This window comes from Cytobacillus depressus (assembly GCF_008923245.1).
GTDB classification, from domain to species: Bacteria; Bacillota; Bacilli; order Bacillales; family Cytobacillaceae; genus Cytobacillus; species Cytobacillus depressus.
In genome coordinates this window covers 388,107-405,411 of record NZ_WBOS01000001.1, presented here as the reverse complement: position 1 = coordinate 405,411, position 17,305 = coordinate 388,107, and the positions used below count along the sequence as shown (strand labels likewise).

Annotated in this window: 21 protein-coding genes; 17 read left to right on the top strand and 4 right to left on the bottom strand. The window is 36.6% G+C overall.

All coding sequences use genetic code 11. The annotated features are described in order from the left end of the window. The 3 genes from F7731_RS01970 (at nucleotide 1) to F7731_RS01960 (ending at nucleotide 1,844) form a co-directional block, all read left to right on the top strand. Nucleotides 1-597, top strand: coding sequence for a CPBP family intramembrane glutamic endopeptidase (locus F7731_RS01970; protein ID WP_151533094.1), 597 nt, complete (start codon nucleotides 1-3; stop codon nucleotides 595-597). Nucleotides 598-610: 13 nt separating this feature from the next. Beyond that, nucleotides 611-1,294, top strand: a complete 684-nt coding sequence (locus tag F7731_RS01965; RefSeq protein ID WP_151533093.1) for a LysM peptidoglycan-binding domain-containing protein — start codon at nucleotides 611-613, stop codon at nucleotides 1,292-1,294. A gap of 91 nt (nucleotides 1,295-1,385) precedes the next feature. Further along, a complete protein-coding gene (locus F7731_RS01960) occupies nucleotides 1,386-1,844 on the top strand; it encodes a YpbF family protein (protein ID WP_151533092.1) in 459 nt (152 codons plus the stop codon). A 36-nt stretch (nucleotides 1,845-1,880) separates the two neighbouring features. Here F7731_RS01960 and F7731_RS01955 read toward each other — a convergent pair whose 3' ends face one another. Genes F7731_RS01955 through F7731_RS01945 form a run of 3 tightly spaced genes read right to left on the bottom strand, consistent with a single transcriptional unit; the run spans nucleotide 1,881 to nucleotide 2,961 of the window. Next, nucleotides 1,881-2,450: a manganese catalase family protein gene (locus F7731_RS01955; protein ID WP_151533091.1), complete on the bottom strand. Its 570-nt coding sequence runs from the start codon at nucleotides 2,448-2,450 to the stop codon at nucleotides 1,881-1,883. Between the two features lie 23 nt (nucleotides 2,451-2,473). Then, a complete protein-coding gene (locus tag F7731_RS01950; protein WP_151533090.1) occupies nucleotides 2,474-2,734 on the bottom strand; it encodes a spore coat protein CotJB in 261 nt (86 codons plus the stop codon). Continuing rightward, nucleotides 2,731-2,961 carry a spore coat associated protein CotJA gene (locus F7731_RS01945; RefSeq protein ID WP_151533089.1) on the bottom strand — a complete coding sequence of 77 codons (231 nt, stop codon included), beginning with the start codon at nucleotides 2,959-2,961 and terminating at the stop codon, nucleotides 2,731-2,733. The genes F7731_RS01950 and F7731_RS01945 overlap by 4 nt, the downstream gene beginning before the upstream one ends. A 137-nt stretch (nucleotides 2,962-3,098) precedes the next feature. On the opposite strand from F7731_RS01945, the gene F7731_RS01940 reads away from it, so the two are divergent. From F7731_RS01940 to F7731_RS01915, 6 genes are all read left to right on the top strand, one after another. Next, nucleotides 3,099-3,731, top strand: coding sequence for a CBS domain-containing protein (locus tag F7731_RS01940; protein ID WP_151533088.1), 633 nt, complete (start codon nucleotides 3,099-3,101; stop codon nucleotides 3,729-3,731). Between the two features lie 75 nt (nucleotides 3,732-3,806). Beyond that, a complete protein-coding gene (locus F7731_RS01935) occupies nucleotides 3,807-4,196 on the top strand; it encodes a hypothetical protein (RefSeq protein WP_151533087.1) in 390 nt (129 codons plus the stop codon). A gap of 23 nt (nucleotides 4,197-4,219) precedes the next feature. Further along, nucleotides 4,220-4,993 carry a metallophosphoesterase gene (locus F7731_RS01930; RefSeq protein ID WP_151533086.1) on the top strand — a complete coding sequence of 258 codons (774 nt, stop codon included), beginning with the start codon at nucleotides 4,220-4,222 and terminating at the stop codon, nucleotides 4,991-4,993. Nucleotides 4,994-5,132: 139 nt separating this feature from the next. Continuing rightward, the gene (locus F7731_RS01925; RefSeq protein WP_151533085.1) at nucleotides 5,133-5,711 is read left to right on the top strand and encodes a genetic competence negative regulator; all 579 of its coding nucleotides are present in this window, start codon (nucleotides 5,133-5,135) and stop codon (nucleotides 5,709-5,711) included. 222 nt (nucleotides 5,712-5,933) lie between these two features. Beyond that, the gene (locus tag F7731_RS01920; RefSeq protein ID WP_151533084.1) at nucleotides 5,934-7,208 is read left to right on the top strand and encodes a Glu/Leu/Phe/Val family dehydrogenase; all 1,275 of its coding nucleotides are present in this window, start codon (nucleotides 5,934-5,936) and stop codon (nucleotides 7,206-7,208) included. Nucleotides 7,209-7,434: 226 nt separating this feature from the next. Beyond that, on the top strand, nucleotides 7,435-8,397 hold the full coding sequence (locus F7731_RS01915) for a YpdA family putative bacillithiol disulfide reductase (protein ID WP_151533083.1): 963 nt from the start codon (nucleotides 7,435-7,437) through the stop codon (nucleotides 8,395-8,397). A gap of 62 nt (nucleotides 8,398-8,459) precedes the next feature. On the opposite strand, the gene F7731_RS01910 is transcribed toward F7731_RS01915, so the two are convergent. Beyond that, nucleotides 8,460-9,437 (bottom strand): asparaginase, encoded by a 978-nt coding sequence (locus F7731_RS01910; RefSeq protein ID WP_151533082.1) that lies wholly within the window; start codon nucleotides 9,435-9,437, stop codon nucleotides 8,460-8,462. 257 nt (nucleotides 9,438-9,694) lie between these two features. On the opposite strand from F7731_RS01910, the gene prsW reads away from it, so the two are divergent. The 8 genes from prsW to rpsA all read left to right on the top strand — a co-directional run bounded on the left by prsW (nucleotide 9,695) and on the right by rpsA (nucleotide 17,290). After that, complete coding sequence (gene prsW / locus F7731_RS01905; protein ID WP_151533081.1) at nucleotides 9,695-10,366, top strand: glutamic-type intramembrane protease PrsW; 672 nt, start codon at nucleotides 9,695-9,697, stop codon at nucleotides 10,364-10,366. Between the two features lie 412 nt (nucleotides 10,367-10,778). Continuing rightward, complete coding sequence (gene sleB / locus F7731_RS01900) at nucleotides 10,779-11,621, top strand: spore cortex-lytic enzyme (protein ID WP_151533080.1); 843 nt, start codon at nucleotides 10,779-10,781, stop codon at nucleotides 11,619-11,621. Between the two features lie 14 nt (nucleotides 11,622-11,635). Continuing rightward, nucleotides 11,636-12,985: a germination protein YpeB gene (gene ypeB / locus F7731_RS01895; protein WP_151533703.1), complete on the top strand. Its 1,350-nt coding sequence runs from the start codon at nucleotides 11,636-11,638 to the stop codon at nucleotides 12,983-12,985. A 196-nt stretch (nucleotides 12,986-13,181) separates the two neighbouring features. Further along, on the top strand, nucleotides 13,182-13,841 hold the full coding sequence (locus F7731_RS01890; RefSeq protein ID WP_151533079.1) for a flagellar brake protein: 660 nt from the start codon (nucleotides 13,182-13,184) through the stop codon (nucleotides 13,839-13,841). A 203-nt stretch (nucleotides 13,842-14,044) separates the two neighbouring features. Next, nucleotides 14,045-14,224 carry a YpfB family protein gene (locus tag F7731_RS01885; protein ID WP_151533078.1) on the top strand — a complete coding sequence of 60 codons (180 nt, stop codon included), beginning with the start codon at nucleotides 14,045-14,047 and terminating at the stop codon, nucleotides 14,222-14,224. 357 nt (nucleotides 14,225-14,581) lie between these two features. Next, on the top strand, nucleotides 14,582-15,256 hold the full coding sequence (gene cmk, locus F7731_RS01880) for a (d)CMP kinase (protein ID WP_151533077.1): 675 nt from the start codon (nucleotides 14,582-14,584) through the stop codon (nucleotides 15,254-15,256). 2 nt (nucleotides 15,257-15,258) lie between these two features. Then, nucleotides 15,259-15,840 (top strand): lysophospholipid acyltransferase family protein, encoded by a 582-nt coding sequence (locus F7731_RS01875; RefSeq protein ID WP_151533076.1) that lies wholly within the window; start codon nucleotides 15,259-15,261, stop codon nucleotides 15,838-15,840. Between the two features lie 313 nt (nucleotides 15,841-16,153). Then, entirely contained in the window at nucleotides 16,154-17,290 is a 1,137-nt protein-coding gene (rpsA, locus tag F7731_RS01870) for a 30S ribosomal protein S1 (protein WP_151533074.1), read from the top strand. Nucleotides 17,291-17,305: the final 15 nt, after the last annotated feature.

Genomic DNA, 17,305 nt, shown 5'->3' with positions numbered 1-17,305 from the left:
ATGAAAGATAAATATTCTGAATTAATTAAAGAGCTTACAGACAGGGATTTGCTTTTCCATTTATATTTAACGCAATTCATTCTATTATCAATATCTGTTATATTAGGTATGATATTATTTAAACGCTATTCTGATATTTTTGACCTTTTTGAATTACATGATCTTAATATTATTGTGATCGGCGGATCGGCAGGACTTATCATTGTTCTGCTAGATGTATTATTAATGAAAGTATTACCGCCTGCTTATTATGATGATGGAGGGTTAAATGAACGGGTTTTTCGGAACCGCAGCGTTATACATATTGCTGTTATTGCAGCAATTGTGGCATTTTGTGAGGAATTGTTATTTAGGGGGATCATTCAAACACATGCGGGCCTCATCATATCAAGTATTATTTTCGCTGTTGTTCATTACCGCTATTTATTTAATTGGTTCCTGTTTTTGAATGTCGTATTATTAAGCTTTATTATTGGCTATATTTTTTACTTAACGGAGAATTTATTTGTCACCATTTTTATGCATTTCATTATCGATTTTTTACTTGGAATCATCATTAAGTACCGAAAAAATTTAAGTTCCGAAAGTGGAGTATAGGAAGGGATGTTTCATGAATAAAGAAGGTCCATACAGAGATCAAGCAGAAAGACTTCGGAAAAAGGTTGATAGAAACAGGGACCCTGCCGAAGAAAATACAACTGAAAAAGAATCATTGCCGCCAAGAAGCAGACTTCATCGACAAAAAACAAAGAAAAATAAGTGGAAGGTGAAATATCCAGTTATCCGTCTACTCGCCTTATTGTTTATTTTGCTGCCAGTGACAATCTTCAGTGCGTATAATTATTTGCAAAAATTGGGAACCGAAAGCTCTGAGAAGGCTAGCAGCCAAAATGGCTTTGAAACAATCGGCTTTGAAGAGAAAAAGGAAGAAAAAGGGACAATTATTAAGGAGAAAGAAACCGTAACTGAAAAAGAAAAACAGGCCAAGAATGAAAAACAAATTGAAAATGATGTAAAGGAAGATGAGCAAACTAGAATCCCTGTTCCAAAGTCTCCTGAAGTAAATAATCCAGAAGATAAAGGCTCAGCAACAACTAAAAATGAAGAACAACAGGAAAAAAACAATCAGTCCACAAATAACAGTGAAGTCATTAACCATACAGTCCAGCCAGGTGAAAACATGTTTCGAATTGGACTAAAATATAGTATTGGAACTGACAACATCATGAAAGCGAATAATTTAAAAACTACTGACATACAAGTGGGACAAGTATTAAAGATACCAAAAAAATAACATGTTTATACTCCTTATCATAAAATGCTGTACAAGCTCATAACATTAATTAAGGCTTGGGCCTTATGCATTTGTGAATGGAGGAGTACTTATGGAGTCATCAATCAAAATGCTTGATGATCGAACAGACCAGGCTACACGCCAAATGCTGCAAAAAGTAGTCGAGAGAAAAACAAAGTTCGACACATTTAAGCTGAGACATCTAATCGCCATGTGGGCAACAATGTTTTTGTCATTTTGTTATTTTATATATTTATATCAAACGGTGATGAAGCCATATTCTTATTCATTTTCTGCCATGTTTTCGGTTTTTGTTAATCAATCTGCTAATCTATATTTTCTTGTCATGACGGTCGGCTTGTATGGGCTGATGAATGTGTTGCGGGCAAAAAGAGAGAAGGCAGAAAAAGAATTTCATGCACTTAGATGCGAGATTATTGATAAAAGCAAAGACCTTTGGAAAAAGGAAGATGAGTGGAAAAATAGACATACTGTTTTTGAAATGATGAAAGCAAATTATGATATTAATTTGTATCATGAAAATAAATAAAAGAAGCAGATGACCATTTATCTGCTTCTTCAACAGTTAAAAAATTCTCTTTTTTCCTTGCTCTTCTTTCAAAATCTCGACTGCTTCCCTAAACCTTTGGGCATGTATGATTTCCCTTTCTCTTAAAAATCGCAGCCCATCATTCAAATCGACGTCATCACTCAAATTAATGATCCATTGGTATGTGGCTCTTGCTTTTTCTTCGGCAGCAATATCTTCATATAAATCCGCGATAGGATCACCTTTAGCTTGGATGTAAGTCGCTGTGAAAGGAACTCCGCCGGCATTTTCATAATAGAGGGCATTATCGTGATTTGCATAGTGAGCACCTAAGCCTGCTTCTTTCATTTGTTCAGGTGTCGCGTCCTTCGTAAGCTTATATACCATCGTTGCAATCATTTCTAGATGTGCAAACTCCTCAGTGCCAATATCCGTTAGAAGGCCAATAACTTTATCTGGAATCGTGTAACGCTGATTTAAATATCGCAATGCGGCTGCAAGCTCTCCATCCGCTCCGCCGTATTGTTCAATTAAGAATTTAGCAAGCCTTGGATTACATGTACTTACTCGAACAGGATATTGCAACTTTTTTTCATAAACCCACATCTCATTTCAGCCCCCTTTCGCTTTTAAACTTGCCATGGCCATGGTGAATCGTCCCAGTTCCACGGTTTTCCTGAATAGCTATGGCCAAATTGCATGAGTGGGCCAAATTGGCTTTCGAATAATCCTGCTATTTTTTTCCTTTCTTTAACATAATAATTAAATTGATTTATAGCTTCTTCATCCCCATTGTGGGTATCTAAATATAAATTAAGTTCGACTAAAACAAAATCGACTGTTTGCAGTTGTTCTAATAATTGGTAGTATTCGGCTGGCATTTGCTTCATGTTGAAGACCCCTCCCTCGCCCTTTCATATGGACTATAATAAGGATCGTAGAAAGCCTTCCATAATGTTCCTGCCCTTAATGCTTCCGATGGTGTAAATTGTGGGAGATTTGGCTGTTGGAATCCGATATATAGATGAGGGGGAGTAGAATACGTTTTAACTCGAATTGGCTTACAAGGATCAAAAGGACTCACATATGGTTCATATGCCTTTTTCGTGGTGAACATGCAATCCCTCCTTCAATATGCGTCATTTCATCATATGAGTAAAATTCTTCTTTCATGTTATATAAGGAAAGGTAATATAAATGAAACTATAGATTTAATCAATTAGAAAAGTAAACAAATCCATTGAGGTGATAGAAATGTTTGTAAAAAGCATTTTGATTCCTAGATTTTCTAGCTATACCATTGATCAAGAAGCATCCATTCAATCAGCCCTTGAAACATTAGAAAAGCATCTAATTGATGGCCTGCCAGTTTTAGATGGTGACCATTATGTTGGCTTGATAACTAGGTATACAATTTATGAAACTTTTTTTACCGCCGGCAAATCAAAGGAAGAGTATTTACAGAATACAAAAGTTAAGGATATTGCTACCCATAAGGAGAAATACCTCAAGGGAAATGAAATCTTTGAAAAAACCTTATTGAATTTAAAGGATTTTCCTTTATTAGCTGTTTTAGATGAGAAACAAAAGTTTCTAGGCATTGTTACACGATTTGATGTCCTTGCTCAATTTCAATCTGCATTCGGAATGAATAAGCCGGGAGTTAGAATAGCACTTACATCATCTGAAATAGAAGGAAGATTGGCTAAATTAGCCGAAATTGCTCATCAATTCCATGAACATATTATTTCTATTGTTACATTTGATGAAACTGATAAACTTGTACGAAGAATTGTTATGAAGGTAGAAAAGAAAAACAATATAAAAAAATTCATTCAAAAACTTGAAGATTCAGGCTTCCGTATCCTAAAAGTTGATGAAGACTGAACTATTCTCTGCCAGATTTTAAAACAAGCAATAAAGAAAAATCCCACTCATACAAATGTATGGGGAGGGATTTTTTTGTTCAAAAAAACGTGTCAGCTAGTTATTGGTTTTCTATGTGGATTATTATTTATTGAGTGGTTTCCGGCTGCAGATTTGATTAGTTTAACAGACGTATTTGCGGCTTGTATCATTAAACCATTTCATTTTTTTGCATCTGCCATTGTATTTATTTTTGGCTTTTTAACAAACGCGGATGTCATTAGCGAGGGAATCATTGTTTTTACAAAACTTCCTGTTGAACGCTATATAAACATGACTCAGTTATTATTTAGCTGTCTGTTTTTAGTAAGCTTTATTGCTTTATCCTATTTCGGGTTTTGGCAAACGCTTGTCTTTTTCTGTTTTTCGATTCTTTATGGTATTATTTCTATAGATTTTAAACAGCTAAAGACTAATAAAGCATAGAAAAAGATTGTGGGGCAGGAGACATGATTTTTGCGATATTTATCATTTTATTAACGGGGGTTGGGCTTATTGCTTATATGTATAAAGAGGCATTTGCCGACCGAGTCATTCAAAATAATCTTACCTTTACCGATTTTCCAGAAAGCTTAGGCGAGGTGAAAATATTTTTTATTTCTGATATTCATAAAAGAACCATCTCGGAGAAAATTATCAATGAGGCGCGAAATTCAAAACCGGATATTGTCATTATCGGCGGCGATTTAGTTGAAAAAGGAGTTTCCTTTGAAAGAGTAAAGGAAAATCTCCTAAAATTAAAAGCTCTCGGACCTGTTTATTTTGTATGGGGAAATAATGATTACGAAGTTAACTTCCGTGAATTAGATGCATTATTTTTAGACTGTGGAGTGAAGGTCCTAGATAATACAGCAGTTTCTTTTGAATCGACTGCAGGCGATCAGCTTATTTTATTAGGTGTTGACGATGTAAGTAGAAAGCGGGATCGAATCGATTTGGCTTTACAGGATGCCGGAGAGGCTGGCTTTCGGGTGTTAGTAAGTCATAGTCCCGAAATTATAAAAAAGATAAAAACAGAACACCGGATTCGCTTAGTGTTAAGCGGGCATACACATGGCGGACAAATACATATTTTGGGCTACAGTCCTTATGAAAAAGGAAGTATAAAAAAGGGGAAGGAAACGACATTATTAATAAGCAATGGTTATGGGACAACTGCTTTGCCATTAAGATTAGGGGCAAAAGCCGAAACACATATCATTACATTAAAAAAAGGAAACTAGAGGAGAGACATCTCTTCGGATTCAATCAATTTTATGTAGGAAACATAAGCGCATCGTATATATCAATTAGACGACTCACCATCCTTTGTTTCTAACATACACTAAATAAAAGAGTTGGTTCACGGCAGGGGGCATTAATATGCGCTTAGAACGTTTAAATTATAATAAAATAAAAATTTTTCTTACTCAAGATGATTTAACAGAAAGAGGCTTAACAAAAGATGATATTTGGAAGGACTCTTTGAAGTGGCATCAGCTTTTTCATGACATGCTGGAAGAGGCAAGTGAGGAGTTTGGCGTAGAAATTCACGGTTCTGTTGCTGTGGAAATCTTTTCGATGCAGGCACAAGGGATGATTATGATTGTGACGATGGAGGAGCAGGGCGAGGAAGATCTGCTCCAAGACGGATTTATCGAAATGCAGCTTTTGATGGATGGAAGCGAGGAAATATTATTTGAAATAAAGGATTTCGAGGTCGTCATTCAGCTTGCAAAACGTCTAAAATATTTAAACATAACAAATTCAAGCCTGTATGCTTACAAAGAAAGTTATTATTTTCACCTCTATAATCAAAATGCTGACGATGTAAATAAACTGATTGCTTTATTAGCTGAATATGGTAATCCGTCTTTACTAAGCATTCATATGCTGGAGGAATACGGAAAAGAAATCATTAAAGATCATGCTGTTGAAAAGCTAAATCATTTTTTTAGGTAAGTTAACCAGAAATCAGGGGACGATTTTTTTCCCTGATTTCTAATAAATTCTTGCCGAAGTTTAGCAGATATTTCCTTTAAGTGTTAAAGATGATGGCGGTTACATAAAATTATCAAAAAATGCGAAAAATAATTTCTTTCTATCTTGCATAAAAAAATCAAAGGTGTATACTATTGCATGGAAGCGGACAACAAATGATAGTGATTTCTAGGAGGTTTACTAATGGTAGCCCATAATGGTACTGATACAACTAAGGAAGACAAGCTTGATGTGCTAAAGTCAACGCAAACAGTTATTCATAAGGCTTTGGAAAAGTTAGGTTATTCTGATGAGGTGTACGAGCTTTTAAAAGAGCCTCTTAGAATGATGACAGTTAATATTCCTGTCCGGATGGATGATGGAACAGTGAAAGTCTTTACTGGCTACCGGGCGCAGCATAATGATGCAGTTGGGCCTACAAAAGGTGGAATTCGTTTCCATCCAAGTGTGACTGAAAAAGAAGTAAAAGCACTTTCTATTTGGATGAGCCTAAAATGTGGTATTGTAGATCTTCCATATGGCGGAGGGAAAGGCGGAATTATTTGTGACCCGCGCAATATGTCCTTCCGTGAATTAGAAGCACTAAGCCGTGGATATGTACGAGCAATAAGCCAAATTGTTGGACCAACTAAAGATATTCCAGCTCCAGACGTATTTACGAACTCACAAATTATGGCTTGGATGATGGATGAATATAGCAGAATAGATGAATTTAACTCGCCTGGATTTATTACAGGAAAACCATTAGTTTTAGGCGGTTCCCATGGCCGTGAAACAGCAACAGCTAAAGGGGTAACGATCTGTATTAGAGAAGCAGCTAAGAAACGCGGCATTGAGTTAGAAGGTGCACGTGTAGTTGTTCAAGGCTTTGGTAATGCAGGAAGCTTTTTATCAAAATTCCTTCATGATGCTGGTGCGAAAGTAATTGGTATTTCTGATGCTTATGGTGCATTACATGATCCGGATGGACTTGATATTGATTACTTACTAGATCGCCGCGATAGCTTTGGTACGGTAACGAATTTATTTAACGATACAATTACGAATAAAGAGCTATTGGAATTAGATTGTGATATTTTAGTTCCAGCAGCGATTGAAAATCAAATTACAGATGAGAACGCCTATAATATTAGAGCAAAAATCGTAGTTGAAGCAGCAAATGGGCCAACTACTTTAGAAGCTACGCAAATTTTAACTGAGCGTGGAATCCTCCTTGTTCCAGATGTATTAGCATCTGCAGGTGGTGTAACTGTTTCTTACTTCGAATGGGTTCAAAACAACCAAGGCTATTACTGGTCTGAAGAAGAAATTGAAGAAAAGCTTGAAAAGATTTTAGTACAATCTTTTGAAAATATTTATGAAACTGCACAATCTCGCCGAGTAGACATGCGTCTTGCTGCTTATATGGTCGGTGTTCGCAAAATGGCTGAAGCATCAAGATTCCGCGGCTGGGTTTAAGTTCAATATTTGAATGTTTTTCAAAAATCTCCTATCATATTTGGTGGGAGATTTTTTTGTCAGGATGTTTTCGAAAAGTTTGTTACATTAATAGTGTGATTTTAATTTATATATCTGAGTTGATTGGAGCGGAGGGCACTTGACTCCCGCGGAAAGCAAGTGCCCGCAGCGGAAATCAACGGGCAAAATTCGAAAGTGTGACTTATTTGAAGGGAGTACTAAATAAATGAATAACATAGATGCGATAATTGTCGGGGGAGGTCCTTGCGGATTGGCTGCTGCCATTTCACTCCAGGAAATAGGATTAAAACCGCTAGTCATTGAAAAAGGAAATATTGTTAATGCCATTTATAAATATCCAACACACCAAACCTTTTTCAGCACGAGTGAAAAACTGGAGATTGGCGGAGTGCCATTTATTACTGTTGAATATAAACCGAGAAGAAATGAGGCATTATCTTATTACCGAGAAGTCGTAAAACGAAAAAATATTAATATACATGCTTATGAAAAGGTATTGAAAGTGTCAAAGCAAGAAAAAGGCTTTATTGTCTTTACAGATAAAGATCAGTACGAGACAGGTCGTGTTATTATTGCGACAGGATATTATGATAATCCGAATTATATGGGCGTTCTAGGTGAGGACTTGCCTAAAGTTTTTCATTATTTTAAAGAAGCCCATCCGTATTTTCAAAAAGATGTTGTTGTTGTTGGCGGCAAAAATTCAAGTGTAGATGCTGCTATAGAATTAGTTAAGGCTGGTGCAAAAGTAACGGTAATATATAGAGGAAATGAATACTCACCAAGTATTAAGCCCTGGATATTGCCTGAATTTGATTCATTAGTCCGCAATGGTGTCATTAAGATGGAATTCAATGCGCATATCGAAAAGATTCTTGAAGATAAAGTCATTTATAAAGTAAATGAAGATCGATTTGAAATAAAAAATGATTTTGTTTTTGCCATGACGGGTTATCATCCTGATCATCGTTTTCTGCAAGAAATGGGTGTGAATATTGACGCTGAATCAGGAAGACCTATTTTAAATAGCGAAACAATGGAAACAAATGTGGAAGGGATCTTCATTGCTGGCGTGATTGCGGCAGGGAATAATGCAAATGAAATATTTATTGAAAATGGAAGATTTCATGGAGAATTAATTGCTAAAGCCATTTCAAATAAGGCATAAAGAATGAATAAAGAAATCGGCAATTTTGCCGATTTCTCTATATAACTTCTAGAACTACACTTTTAAACCATGAACATCTCTTCAATTTCTTTACGGCTTTGTGTGATCGTTAAGCCGACAAGCAGTTTTATACGGGCTTTTTGCCCGTTTAACCCATTGGAGAAAATTACCCCTAAATCTTTTAATTGTTTTCCTCCGCCGTCATAGCTATATATATCTTGGGCGATTCCATTAAAGCATCTAGACACGATAACAACAGCAATATTATTTTCTATTAATGCTTTAATTCCTTCTACTGTTGCAGGCGGTATATTACCTTGTCCTAAAGCCTCTATGACTACTCCTTGAAAGCCAAGATCTCTAATGGCAAAAAGAAGAGTAGAATCCATCCCAGCATGGGCTTTTATTAATGCTACTCGGATAGATACATCATGAATATTATAATATTCATGACTTGTTGGAAGGTGGTGGAAAAAAACCCCTCTCTTTGTCACGATCCCAATCGGTCCATATTGAGGACTTTGGAAAGTGGAAACATTGCTAGTATGTGTTTTTGTCACATTTTCTGCAGTATGTATTTCATCATTTAAGACAACAAGAACTCCTTTATTTCTTGCATCCTCACATAAAGCAACTCTGATTGATGAAATTAAATTATAGAGGCCATCTGCCCCAATTTCGTTGCTAGACCTCATTGCACCTGTAACGACAATTGGAAGACTTGTCTGAACGGTCAAGTGCAGGAAATAAGCTGTTTCTTCTAATGTATCTGTTCCATGTGTTATAACAACACCTGCAATTTCGCCCTTTTCTAAATGGTTCTGGATTAACTCCTTTAGCTTTAGCATTTCAACCGGCGTTATATGTGGGGACGGCAAGTGGAATGGTTCTTCAATAATAATATCCGCAAGTGAATATAATTCTTTCGTCTTCTCTGTCATTGGATTATTTTCCGATGGCTTAACCGCGCCTGTCGAAGCGTCCTCGCTCATTGAAATCGTTCCTCCAGTATGAACAACAAGAATTTTTTTCTTTTGCATAAATCATTCTCCTCCCAGTAAGTTTTTTATCTTTTATAGTGTAAAAAGTGTATAATTGAAGATAAGTTTACTATTTTAGCATTTTTACTTAATTGTTCATCCGAATATCGAAAATGCATTTCCATTCTTCTTACATCATGTTACGATATAGATGGTTTCGTTTTACAACTATCTTGTTAAAGAACAATGTTTAACAGCATATTAAAAAAAATGCTTTTGGGAAATGTGCCAAAATAAAACAGAAATGAGGACAGTACATGATTGGTATATTATCTGCGGGTATTGCCCCTGGACTAGCGTTATTAAGCTATTTTTATTTAAAAGATCAATATGAAACAGAACCAGTCTTTACTGTATTTAAGACTTTTTTATTTGGTGCGCTGCTTGTTTTCCCAATAGCGTTTATTCAGCATGTCCTAAAAACGGAGTACCAATTTGAATCGAGCTTTTTTAATGCCTTCCTTTCAGCTGGAATGTTAGAAGAATTTATTAAATGGTTTATTCTTTTTTATGCTGTTTATCAGCATGTAGATTTTGATGAACCATATGATGGAATCGTATATGGGGCATCTGTTTCATTAGGTTTTGCTTCATTGGAAAATATATTCTATCTCATATCTTATGGTTTGGAGCATGCTGTCGGTCGTGCTCTTCTACCCGTTTCTAGCCATGCTTTATTTGGTGTCATTATGGGCTATTATATAGGAAAAGGGAAATTTTCATCAACTGCAAAATGGAAATGGCTTGGACTTTCTTTCGCTTTTCCAGTCATTCTTCACGGAACTTACGATTTCATTCTTATCACCCAGGAAAATTGGCTGTTGCTCATGTTCCCGTTCATGATTTTCCTTTGGTGGCTAGGGTTGAGAAAAGTAAAGAAAGCACGGGAGTTGAGTGCAAGACATATAGAAAGTCAGCTATTCTACTAATGGAACTCTTCATATTAATGGAGAGTTTTTTTATTGTCTAGCTCCAGCGCCTAGCCCCAATGTACAGGACGTACTAGTGTCGACAATGCGACAGGACAAGGAAGGCTTCGGAAGCCTAATCAACGCACGATCAAAAGAGAAGCTTTTGGGAGGACGACGCGTTTTTTGTCTACCTTGAGGTCATAAGCCAAGCCGACAAGAAGGTTAAAGTACAACCTTCCTGCCGGCTTGTTTTATGCTATGCCTGGGGCTGAGCACTAAGGAAAGCTTCTTTGAATAATCATCGCAGGAACAATCTGTTGTTTGATTGTTCCGAAGTCGCTTGCGCTTTTCGAATTCTTTTGCATAAAAAACCAGCTACTACAAAATATAGAGATAATGTTATCAAGATTTACTTTGGAGGTTACTATCCATGAAAAAGACATTGTTGTTTACTAAAGTAATTCTTATTATCTCTCTTTGTATGATTGTCGTTCCGATGAGCGGAAATGAGCAAAGGGCGACAGCATTTACTAATCAAGTTGTTCAGCAAGGCGCAGTTGGAGATGACGTCATTGAACTGCAGGCAAGGCTGCAATATCTTGGTTTTTACAATGGGAAAATTGATGGGGTATTTGGATGGGGAACATATTGGGCTTTAAGAAATTTTCAATATGAATTTGGCTTGGATATTGATGGTCTAGCAGGAGCGACTACGAAAAATAAACTAGTTAAGGCTTCCAAATATAATCAGCAATTTGTAAAAGGGCAAATTGCTAAAGGAAATAAATTTACTTATTATGGCGGAGTAAGCCCTAAGTCACAAATAAAGGCAACTAAGAAGGCTCCTGCTCCTTCACCTGCTAAAACCGCTAAGCAAACTAAGCAAAAACCAACAGCGACTAATATGCCTAACGGGTTTTCGCAGAACGATATTCAGTTAATGGCTAATGCTGTGTACGGTGAGGCAAGAGGTGAGCCTTATACAGGGCAAGTGGCAGTTGCGGCTGTTATATTAAACCGTGTAAAAAGTGCATCCTTCCCAAACACAGTTTCAGGCGTTATTTTTGAACCCGGAGCGTTTACTGCAGTGGCAGACGGACAAATTTGGCTTACTCCCAATGAACGTGCGAAAGAGGCAGTAATTGATGCTATAAATGGCTGGGATCCAACTGGAAGCGCCATATACTACTTTAATCCAGATACGGCAACAAGTGCCTGGATTTGGTCACGCCCACAAATTAAGCGAATCGGGAAACATATTTTTTGTAAATAAAGAGGTGAGGAATGTTGATTAGAGGAATATTGATTACTGTACTCACATTAGGTGTAGCAGGAACAGCTTTTTGGGGGTATCAAGAACATCGCGAAAAAAATGCAATCTTAATCAATGCGGAAAATAATTATCAGAATGCTTTCCATAGTTTAGCGTATCAAATAGATTTACTGCACGATAAAATTGGAACGACATTGGCGATGAATTCCCGTAAATCTTTATCGCCTGCTCTCGCTGATGTTTGGCGGCTTACGTCCGAAGCTCATACGAATGTTGGGCAGCTGCCGCTTACATTATTGCCATTTAATAAAACAGAAGAGTTTCTTGCGAATATTGGAGATTTCAGTTATCGGACGGCGGTAAGAGATCTAGATAAAGAACCGCTAACAGACAAGGAATATGAAAATTTAAAAAAATTATATTCCAATTCTGCAGACATACAGAATGAATTACGCAAGGTCCAGCATTTAGTCCTAAAAAATAATCTTCGTTGGATGGATGTGGAAATGGCGCTGGCAACAGGGAAAGAAAATGCGGACAATACGATTATTGATGGGTTCAAAACTGTGGAAAAAACAGTAGAAGGCTATGGTGAGACTAATCTTGGTCCAACAAATGTTAGTAACCGTGAGAAAGATCAAGATTTCAGACGCTTAAAGGGTAGAGAAATTTCGGAAAAAGAAGCAGTAAATATAGCTCGAAAATATTCCGGTTTTAATAATAATGTGCAAATAAACGTAACGCAAAATGGGGAAGGATCCATTTACGGTTTTTACAGCGTTACACTATTAGATCCAAAAACAAAACAGGAAGCTAGTATGGATGTGACAAAAAAAGGCGGATATCCAATTTGGTTTATTTTATCAAGAGATATTAACAAGCAGAATCTCAGTTTAAATGAAGCGAGCAATAGAGCACTAAAATTTTTGAAAGATAATGATTTTAAGGAATTAGACTTGTTTGAAAGTGCGCAATACAATAATATTGGGGTCTTTAATTTTGTTTCGAAACAAGGTGACGTTAGAATATACCCAGATTCTATAAAGGTTAAGATTGCCTTAGATAATGGGAATATCGTTGGTTTTTCTGCGGGAGATTATTTGCAGGCCAACTATAAACGAAATATTTCAAAACCAAAAATAACACTTGAAGATGCTCGTTCAAAAATTAATCCGCAATTGAAAATTATGGAAAATAGACTGGCTGTTATTAATAATGATCTTAATCAAGAAGTTGTTTGCTATGAGTTTCTTGGTACCCTTCAAAATGATACGTACCGGATCTTTATTAATGTAGACAACGGACATGAAGAAAAAGTCGAAAAACTAAAAAATGCAGAACCCATTTACGAAAATGTGATTTAAGGAAAAGTCTAAGGCTTTTCCTTTTCTTTTTAAAGTATTGAAATTGCAAATTTGGTTGTTGTTTAGAGCGGAAATCAACAGAAACGTAAAACCATAGCCTTTGTAATAAATCTAATGTACAATACTAATTTTCCATGTCATAATAAAATGACAATAATATCCTCTATAGGAAATGGATAGTGAAAGTGTGGTCAACATGTTAAAAATTGGTGATGTACTTTTTTTAGAGCCCAGTTATTCGAATAAGATTGAAAAATACAAATGTAAAGTTGTAGAAATGGGAAACAAATATATATATATTGATTATCCAATCAATTTGAATACAGACAGAACAGTATTTCTTATAGATGGAACACTATTGAAGGGGACTTTTGTCACTGGTGATGGTACCGTTTATTTATTTGAATGTGAAGTGCTAAGGAAAGTTAAAGCAAATATTCCGATGATTATCATTTCCTATCCAGGTGATGAACAACTCGATAAAATTCAGCGTCGGCAATTTGTCCGCGTCGAGACAGCAGTGGATGTCGCTGTAAGGCCTATTAATGGGGAGTTTGTGCCCTTCGTAACGGTTACAGATGATATTAGTGCTGGGGGAGCAGCGCTTATAAGTGACAAAAGCAAGCGGTTAGCACAAAATATTATTATTCATAACTGGTTTGTTCTCCCAATGCAAAATGGGGAAACTCATTATTTAAAATTGAAAGGTAAAGTTGTCCGAATTGTCGAGCTGAATAAAACGAAATCTATTATTTCTATTCAATTCATCGACATTACTCCATTGGAAAGACAATTACTATTACGATTCTGCTTTGACAGGCAGCTTGCTTATAAGAAAAAAGGGATAGAAGTTTAATTTTTTAAAAATGCACGCATAATAAATATAAATTGAAACTTCATTCAGTGGAGTGTCTTTCTCCACTGAATGTTAGTTGAACTTATCGGGCCTTTACGGGCAGTTGATCTCCCTCCTAAACTTCTTCGATTAATCTTAAGTTTTGAGGTGGGAGTCTTACTGCCCGTTAATCTGCGATAAATTTATGGTGCGGAGCGTGAAGTATGAAATCAATTGAAAGAATTTTAATAAAAATAGTCTTGATCCAGTTTTTATTTTTATTTATTACTCAGTTGTTCTTTCATAAGCTTAATATATTCCCTGAATTAAAGCAGCTCACCGAATATGAAGGAGTAACAGATAATAACTATACAGAATTCCTTGAAACATTCCGAGGTCAATGAGGAAAGCAGGATTATTCCTGCTTTTTTTTGCGTCTAGCTTCACAAGGAATGCTTCGGCAGCATATTCATCGCACGAGTAAATGCGTCAGCATTTAGGAGGAGCGCCTATCCCCGACGTAAAGGACGTACTTGTGTCGACTTAGCGATCCGGCCGTCTCGTTTTTGTCGACCTCGAGGTCACAAGCCAAGCCACCCAGAAAGGTAGAGCTATCCTTTCTAGAAGGCTCGTCTTGTGCTATGCCTGAGGATGATCAAGGCGCAAACGCATTTGTAATTTTTATTCGGTTATTTACCCCATCATATGATAAAATAAAATGGACAAGTAAACAAAGAGATGTTTTGATACCAGGAGGCACTATGAACAAGAAGATTTCAATTGCTATCGATGGACCGGCTGCAGCTGGGAAAAGCACAGTCGCGAAAATTGTTGCAGAAAAATTATCATATATTTATATCGATACAGGGGCGATGTACAGAGCTTTAACGTACAAGGCTTTAAACGAGAACCTTGACTTAGAAAATGAACACGCCTTAATAAATATGTTAAACGACACTAAGATTGAATTGCTGCCTGGTGAGAATGGCCAGCTTATATATTTAGATAGTAATAATGTATCAGAAGTCATTAGAACAGCTGATGTAACGAATTCAGTTTCGATTGTTGCGAAACATAAGCTTGTGAGGGAAGAAATGACAGCAAGACAAAAAGCCTTTGCCGAAAATGGCGGTGTCGTCATGGATGGCAGAGATATTGGAACACACGTTCTCCCTTATGCTGAAGTAAAAGTCTTTTTATTGGCATCTGTCAGTGAGCGTGCAATACGCAGGCATAATGAAAATATTCAAAAAGGATTTTCGTCCGATTTGGAGAAATTAAAAGAGGAAATTGCTAGAAGAGACAAATTAGATTCTGAGCGGGAGATTGCACCATTAAAAAAAGCAGAAGATGCAGTTGAAATAGATACTACATCTTTAACCATTGATCAAGTGGTAGATAGAATCATGGGGCTGGCGTTAGAAAGGATTGGATGAAGGTGAATTTATATTCTTTTGCAAGATCATTTGTTAACGGTATATTGAATCCGATCTATCGCTTTGAAGTGAAGGGCAAGGAACATTTTCCTAAAGATGGCGGTGTTCTTCTTTGTACAAATCATATTCATAATTTTGATCCTCCAGTAGTAGGGATAAATGCACCAAGACCTGTACACTTCATGGCAAAGGCAGAATTATTTAAAGTTCCTTTATTAGGAAAGATTCTCCCTAATATAAATGCCTTTCCCGTCAAAAGAGGAATGAGTGATAGAGAAGCTTTACGAACAGGACTTTCCCTTTTGAAGGAAGGTAAGGTGCTAGGTCTATTTCCTGAAGGAACGAGAAGCAAAACGGGAGAATTAGGAAAAGGATTAGCGGGAGCGGGCTTTTTTGCTCTAAGAACAGATGCCGCGATTGTACCATGTGCAATAATTGGACCATATAAAGCTTTTAAAAGATTGAAAGTTGTTTATGGAAAACCGATAGACATGACAGCACTGCGTGAAAGACGCGCATCTGCAGAAGAAACAACTGAATTTATTATGGAAGAAATTCGCAAACTGATAAATGAAAATAAATAGATAAAGTGAAACTTCATTCAGTGGGACGTTCTTCCCCACTGAATGTTAGTCAAGCGGAGCCTGATTGACTTTTCTAAGGGCTGAAGCCCAAAGAAAAGTCTTATTTCACTAATCGGGCCTTTACGGGCTGTTGGATTTTCTACCTGTAAATATACGGTTCCCAAAGCTTCTAAAAGTGGAAATCTTACAGCCCGTTAATCTGCGATAAACCTTCTTGCTTGACAAAAGAACTTGTTTGTAAGAAGTTAGTAAAAAGGAATTTATTAATTTAGAGATCAAGGCACTTATGCATTTCAAATAAGGAGGAATACATATGTCTGAAGAGTTGAATCAAGTTCAAGTGAAAAGTTTTGAAGTTGGTGATAAGGTTAACGGCCAAGTGACAAAGGTTGAAGAAAAGCAAGTAATCATCAATATTAATGATAGTAAGCTTGATGGCATTATTCCGATTAGTGAATTATCAAGCTTGCATGTTGAAAAGGCAAGTGATGTCGTTGTTGAAGGAGATCATTTGGAGCTTGAAGTACTTAAAGTCGAAGAGGATGCATTAATTTTATCAAAACGTAAAGTAGATGCAGAAAAATCTTGGGAAGAATTAGAAAAGAAGTTTGATAATGGGGAAGTCTTTGAAGCTGAAATTAAAGATGTTGTCAAAGGTGGACTAGTTGTCGATCTAGGCGTTCGCGGATTTGTACCTGCATCTTTAGTTGAAGACTTTTTTGTAGAGGATTTTTCTGATTATAAAGGAAAAACAATGGCATTTAAGATTGTTGAGCTAGAAAAGGAAAAGAACCGCTTAATTTTATCTCATCGTGCGGTTGTTGAAGAGGAAAAAGGCAAGCAAAAGAATCAAATCCTTGATTCAATTGAGCAAGGTCAAGTGTTAGAAGGGACAGTACAGAGAATCACTGATTTTGGTGCTTTTGTAGATATTGGCGGAGTTGATGGGCTTGTTCACATCTCTCAGCTTTCACATGAACACATTGACAATCCATCAGACGTAGTAGAAAAAGGCCAAAAGGTTCAAGTAAAAGTGTTAAGTGTTGACCGTACAAATGAGAGAATTTCTTTATCAATTAAGGAAACTCTTCCTGGACCATGGGCAAATATTGCGGAAAAGGCTCCAAAGGGAAGCACGCTTACTGGTGTAGTTAAACGCCTTGTTTCATATGGTGCTTTCGTTGAGTTATTCCCTGGAGTAGAAGGACTTGTTCATATTTCACAAATTTCTCATAAGCATATTGCAACTCCACATGAGGTGTTAAAAGAAGGCCAAGAAATTCAAGTGAAAGTTCTTGACGTAAACGAGATTGAGCAACGTTTGTCTTTAAGCATTAAAGAGCTTCAAGAAAAAGAACCGGAATATGTAACTGATTATGAGCTACCTGAAGAATCGAAAGGCTTCCAGCTTGGTGAAATGATTGGCGATCAATTAAAGAAATTAAAATGATAATGGTGATAAATT

Excerpts from the sequence above, each read along its gene's own strand:
- F7731_RS01970 (WP_151533094.1), top strand. The coding sequence starts at position 1 with ATGAAAGATAAATATTCTGAATTAATTAAAGAGCTTACAGACAGGGAT.
- F7731_RS01965 (WP_151533093.1), top strand. The coding sequence starts at position 611 with ATGAATAAAGAAGGTCCATACAGAGATCAAGCAGAAAGACTTCGGAAA.
- F7731_RS01960 (WP_151533092.1), top strand. The coding sequence starts at position 1,386 with ATGGAGTCATCAATCAAAATGCTTGATGATCGAACAGACCAGGCTACA.
- F7731_RS01955 (WP_151533091.1), bottom strand. The coding sequence starts at position 2,450 with ATGTGGGTTTATGAAAAAAAGTTGCAATATCCTGTTCGAGTAAGTACA.
- F7731_RS01950 (WP_151533090.1), bottom strand. The coding sequence starts at position 2,734 with ATGAAGCAAATGCCAGCCGAATACTACCAATTATTAGAACAACTGCAA.
- F7731_RS01945 (WP_151533089.1), bottom strand. The coding sequence starts at position 2,961 with ATGTTCACCACGAAAAAGGCATATGAACCATATGTGAGTCCTTTTGAT.
- F7731_RS01940 (WP_151533088.1), top strand. The coding sequence starts at position 3,099 with ATGTTTGTAAAAAGCATTTTGATTCCTAGATTTTCTAGCTATACCATT.
- F7731_RS01930 (WP_151533086.1), top strand. The coding sequence starts at position 4,220 with ATGATTTTTGCGATATTTATCATTTTATTAACGGGGGTTGGGCTTATT.
- F7731_RS01925 (WP_151533085.1), top strand. The coding sequence starts at position 5,133 with ATGCGCTTAGAACGTTTAAATTATAATAAAATAAAAATTTTTCTTACT.
- F7731_RS01920 (WP_151533084.1), top strand. The coding sequence starts at position 5,934 with ATGGTAGCCCATAATGGTACTGATACAACTAAGGAAGACAAGCTTGAT.
- F7731_RS01915 (WP_151533083.1), top strand. The coding sequence starts at position 7,435 with ATGAATAACATAGATGCGATAATTGTCGGGGGAGGTCCTTGCGGATTG.
- F7731_RS01910 (WP_151533082.1), bottom strand. The coding sequence starts at position 9,437 with ATGCAAAAGAAAAAAATTCTTGTTGTTCATACTGGAGGAACGATTTCA.
- prsW (WP_151533081.1), top strand. The coding sequence starts at position 9,695 with ATGATTGGTATATTATCTGCGGGTATTGCCCCTGGACTAGCGTTATTA.
- sleB (WP_151533080.1), top strand. The coding sequence starts at position 10,779 with ATGAAAAAGACATTGTTGTTTACTAAAGTAATTCTTATTATCTCTCTT.
- F7731_RS01890 (WP_151533079.1), top strand. The coding sequence starts at position 13,182 with ATGTTAAAAATTGGTGATGTACTTTTTTTAGAGCCCAGTTATTCGAAT.
- F7731_RS01885 (WP_151533078.1), top strand. The coding sequence starts at position 14,045 with ATGAAATCAATTGAAAGAATTTTAATAAAAATAGTCTTGATCCAGTTT.
- cmk (WP_151533077.1), top strand. The coding sequence starts at position 14,582 with ATGAACAAGAAGATTTCAATTGCTATCGATGGACCGGCTGCAGCTGGG.
- rpsA (WP_151533074.1), top strand. The coding sequence starts at position 16,154 with ATGTCTGAAGAGTTGAATCAAGTTCAAGTGAAAAGTTTTGAAGTTGGT.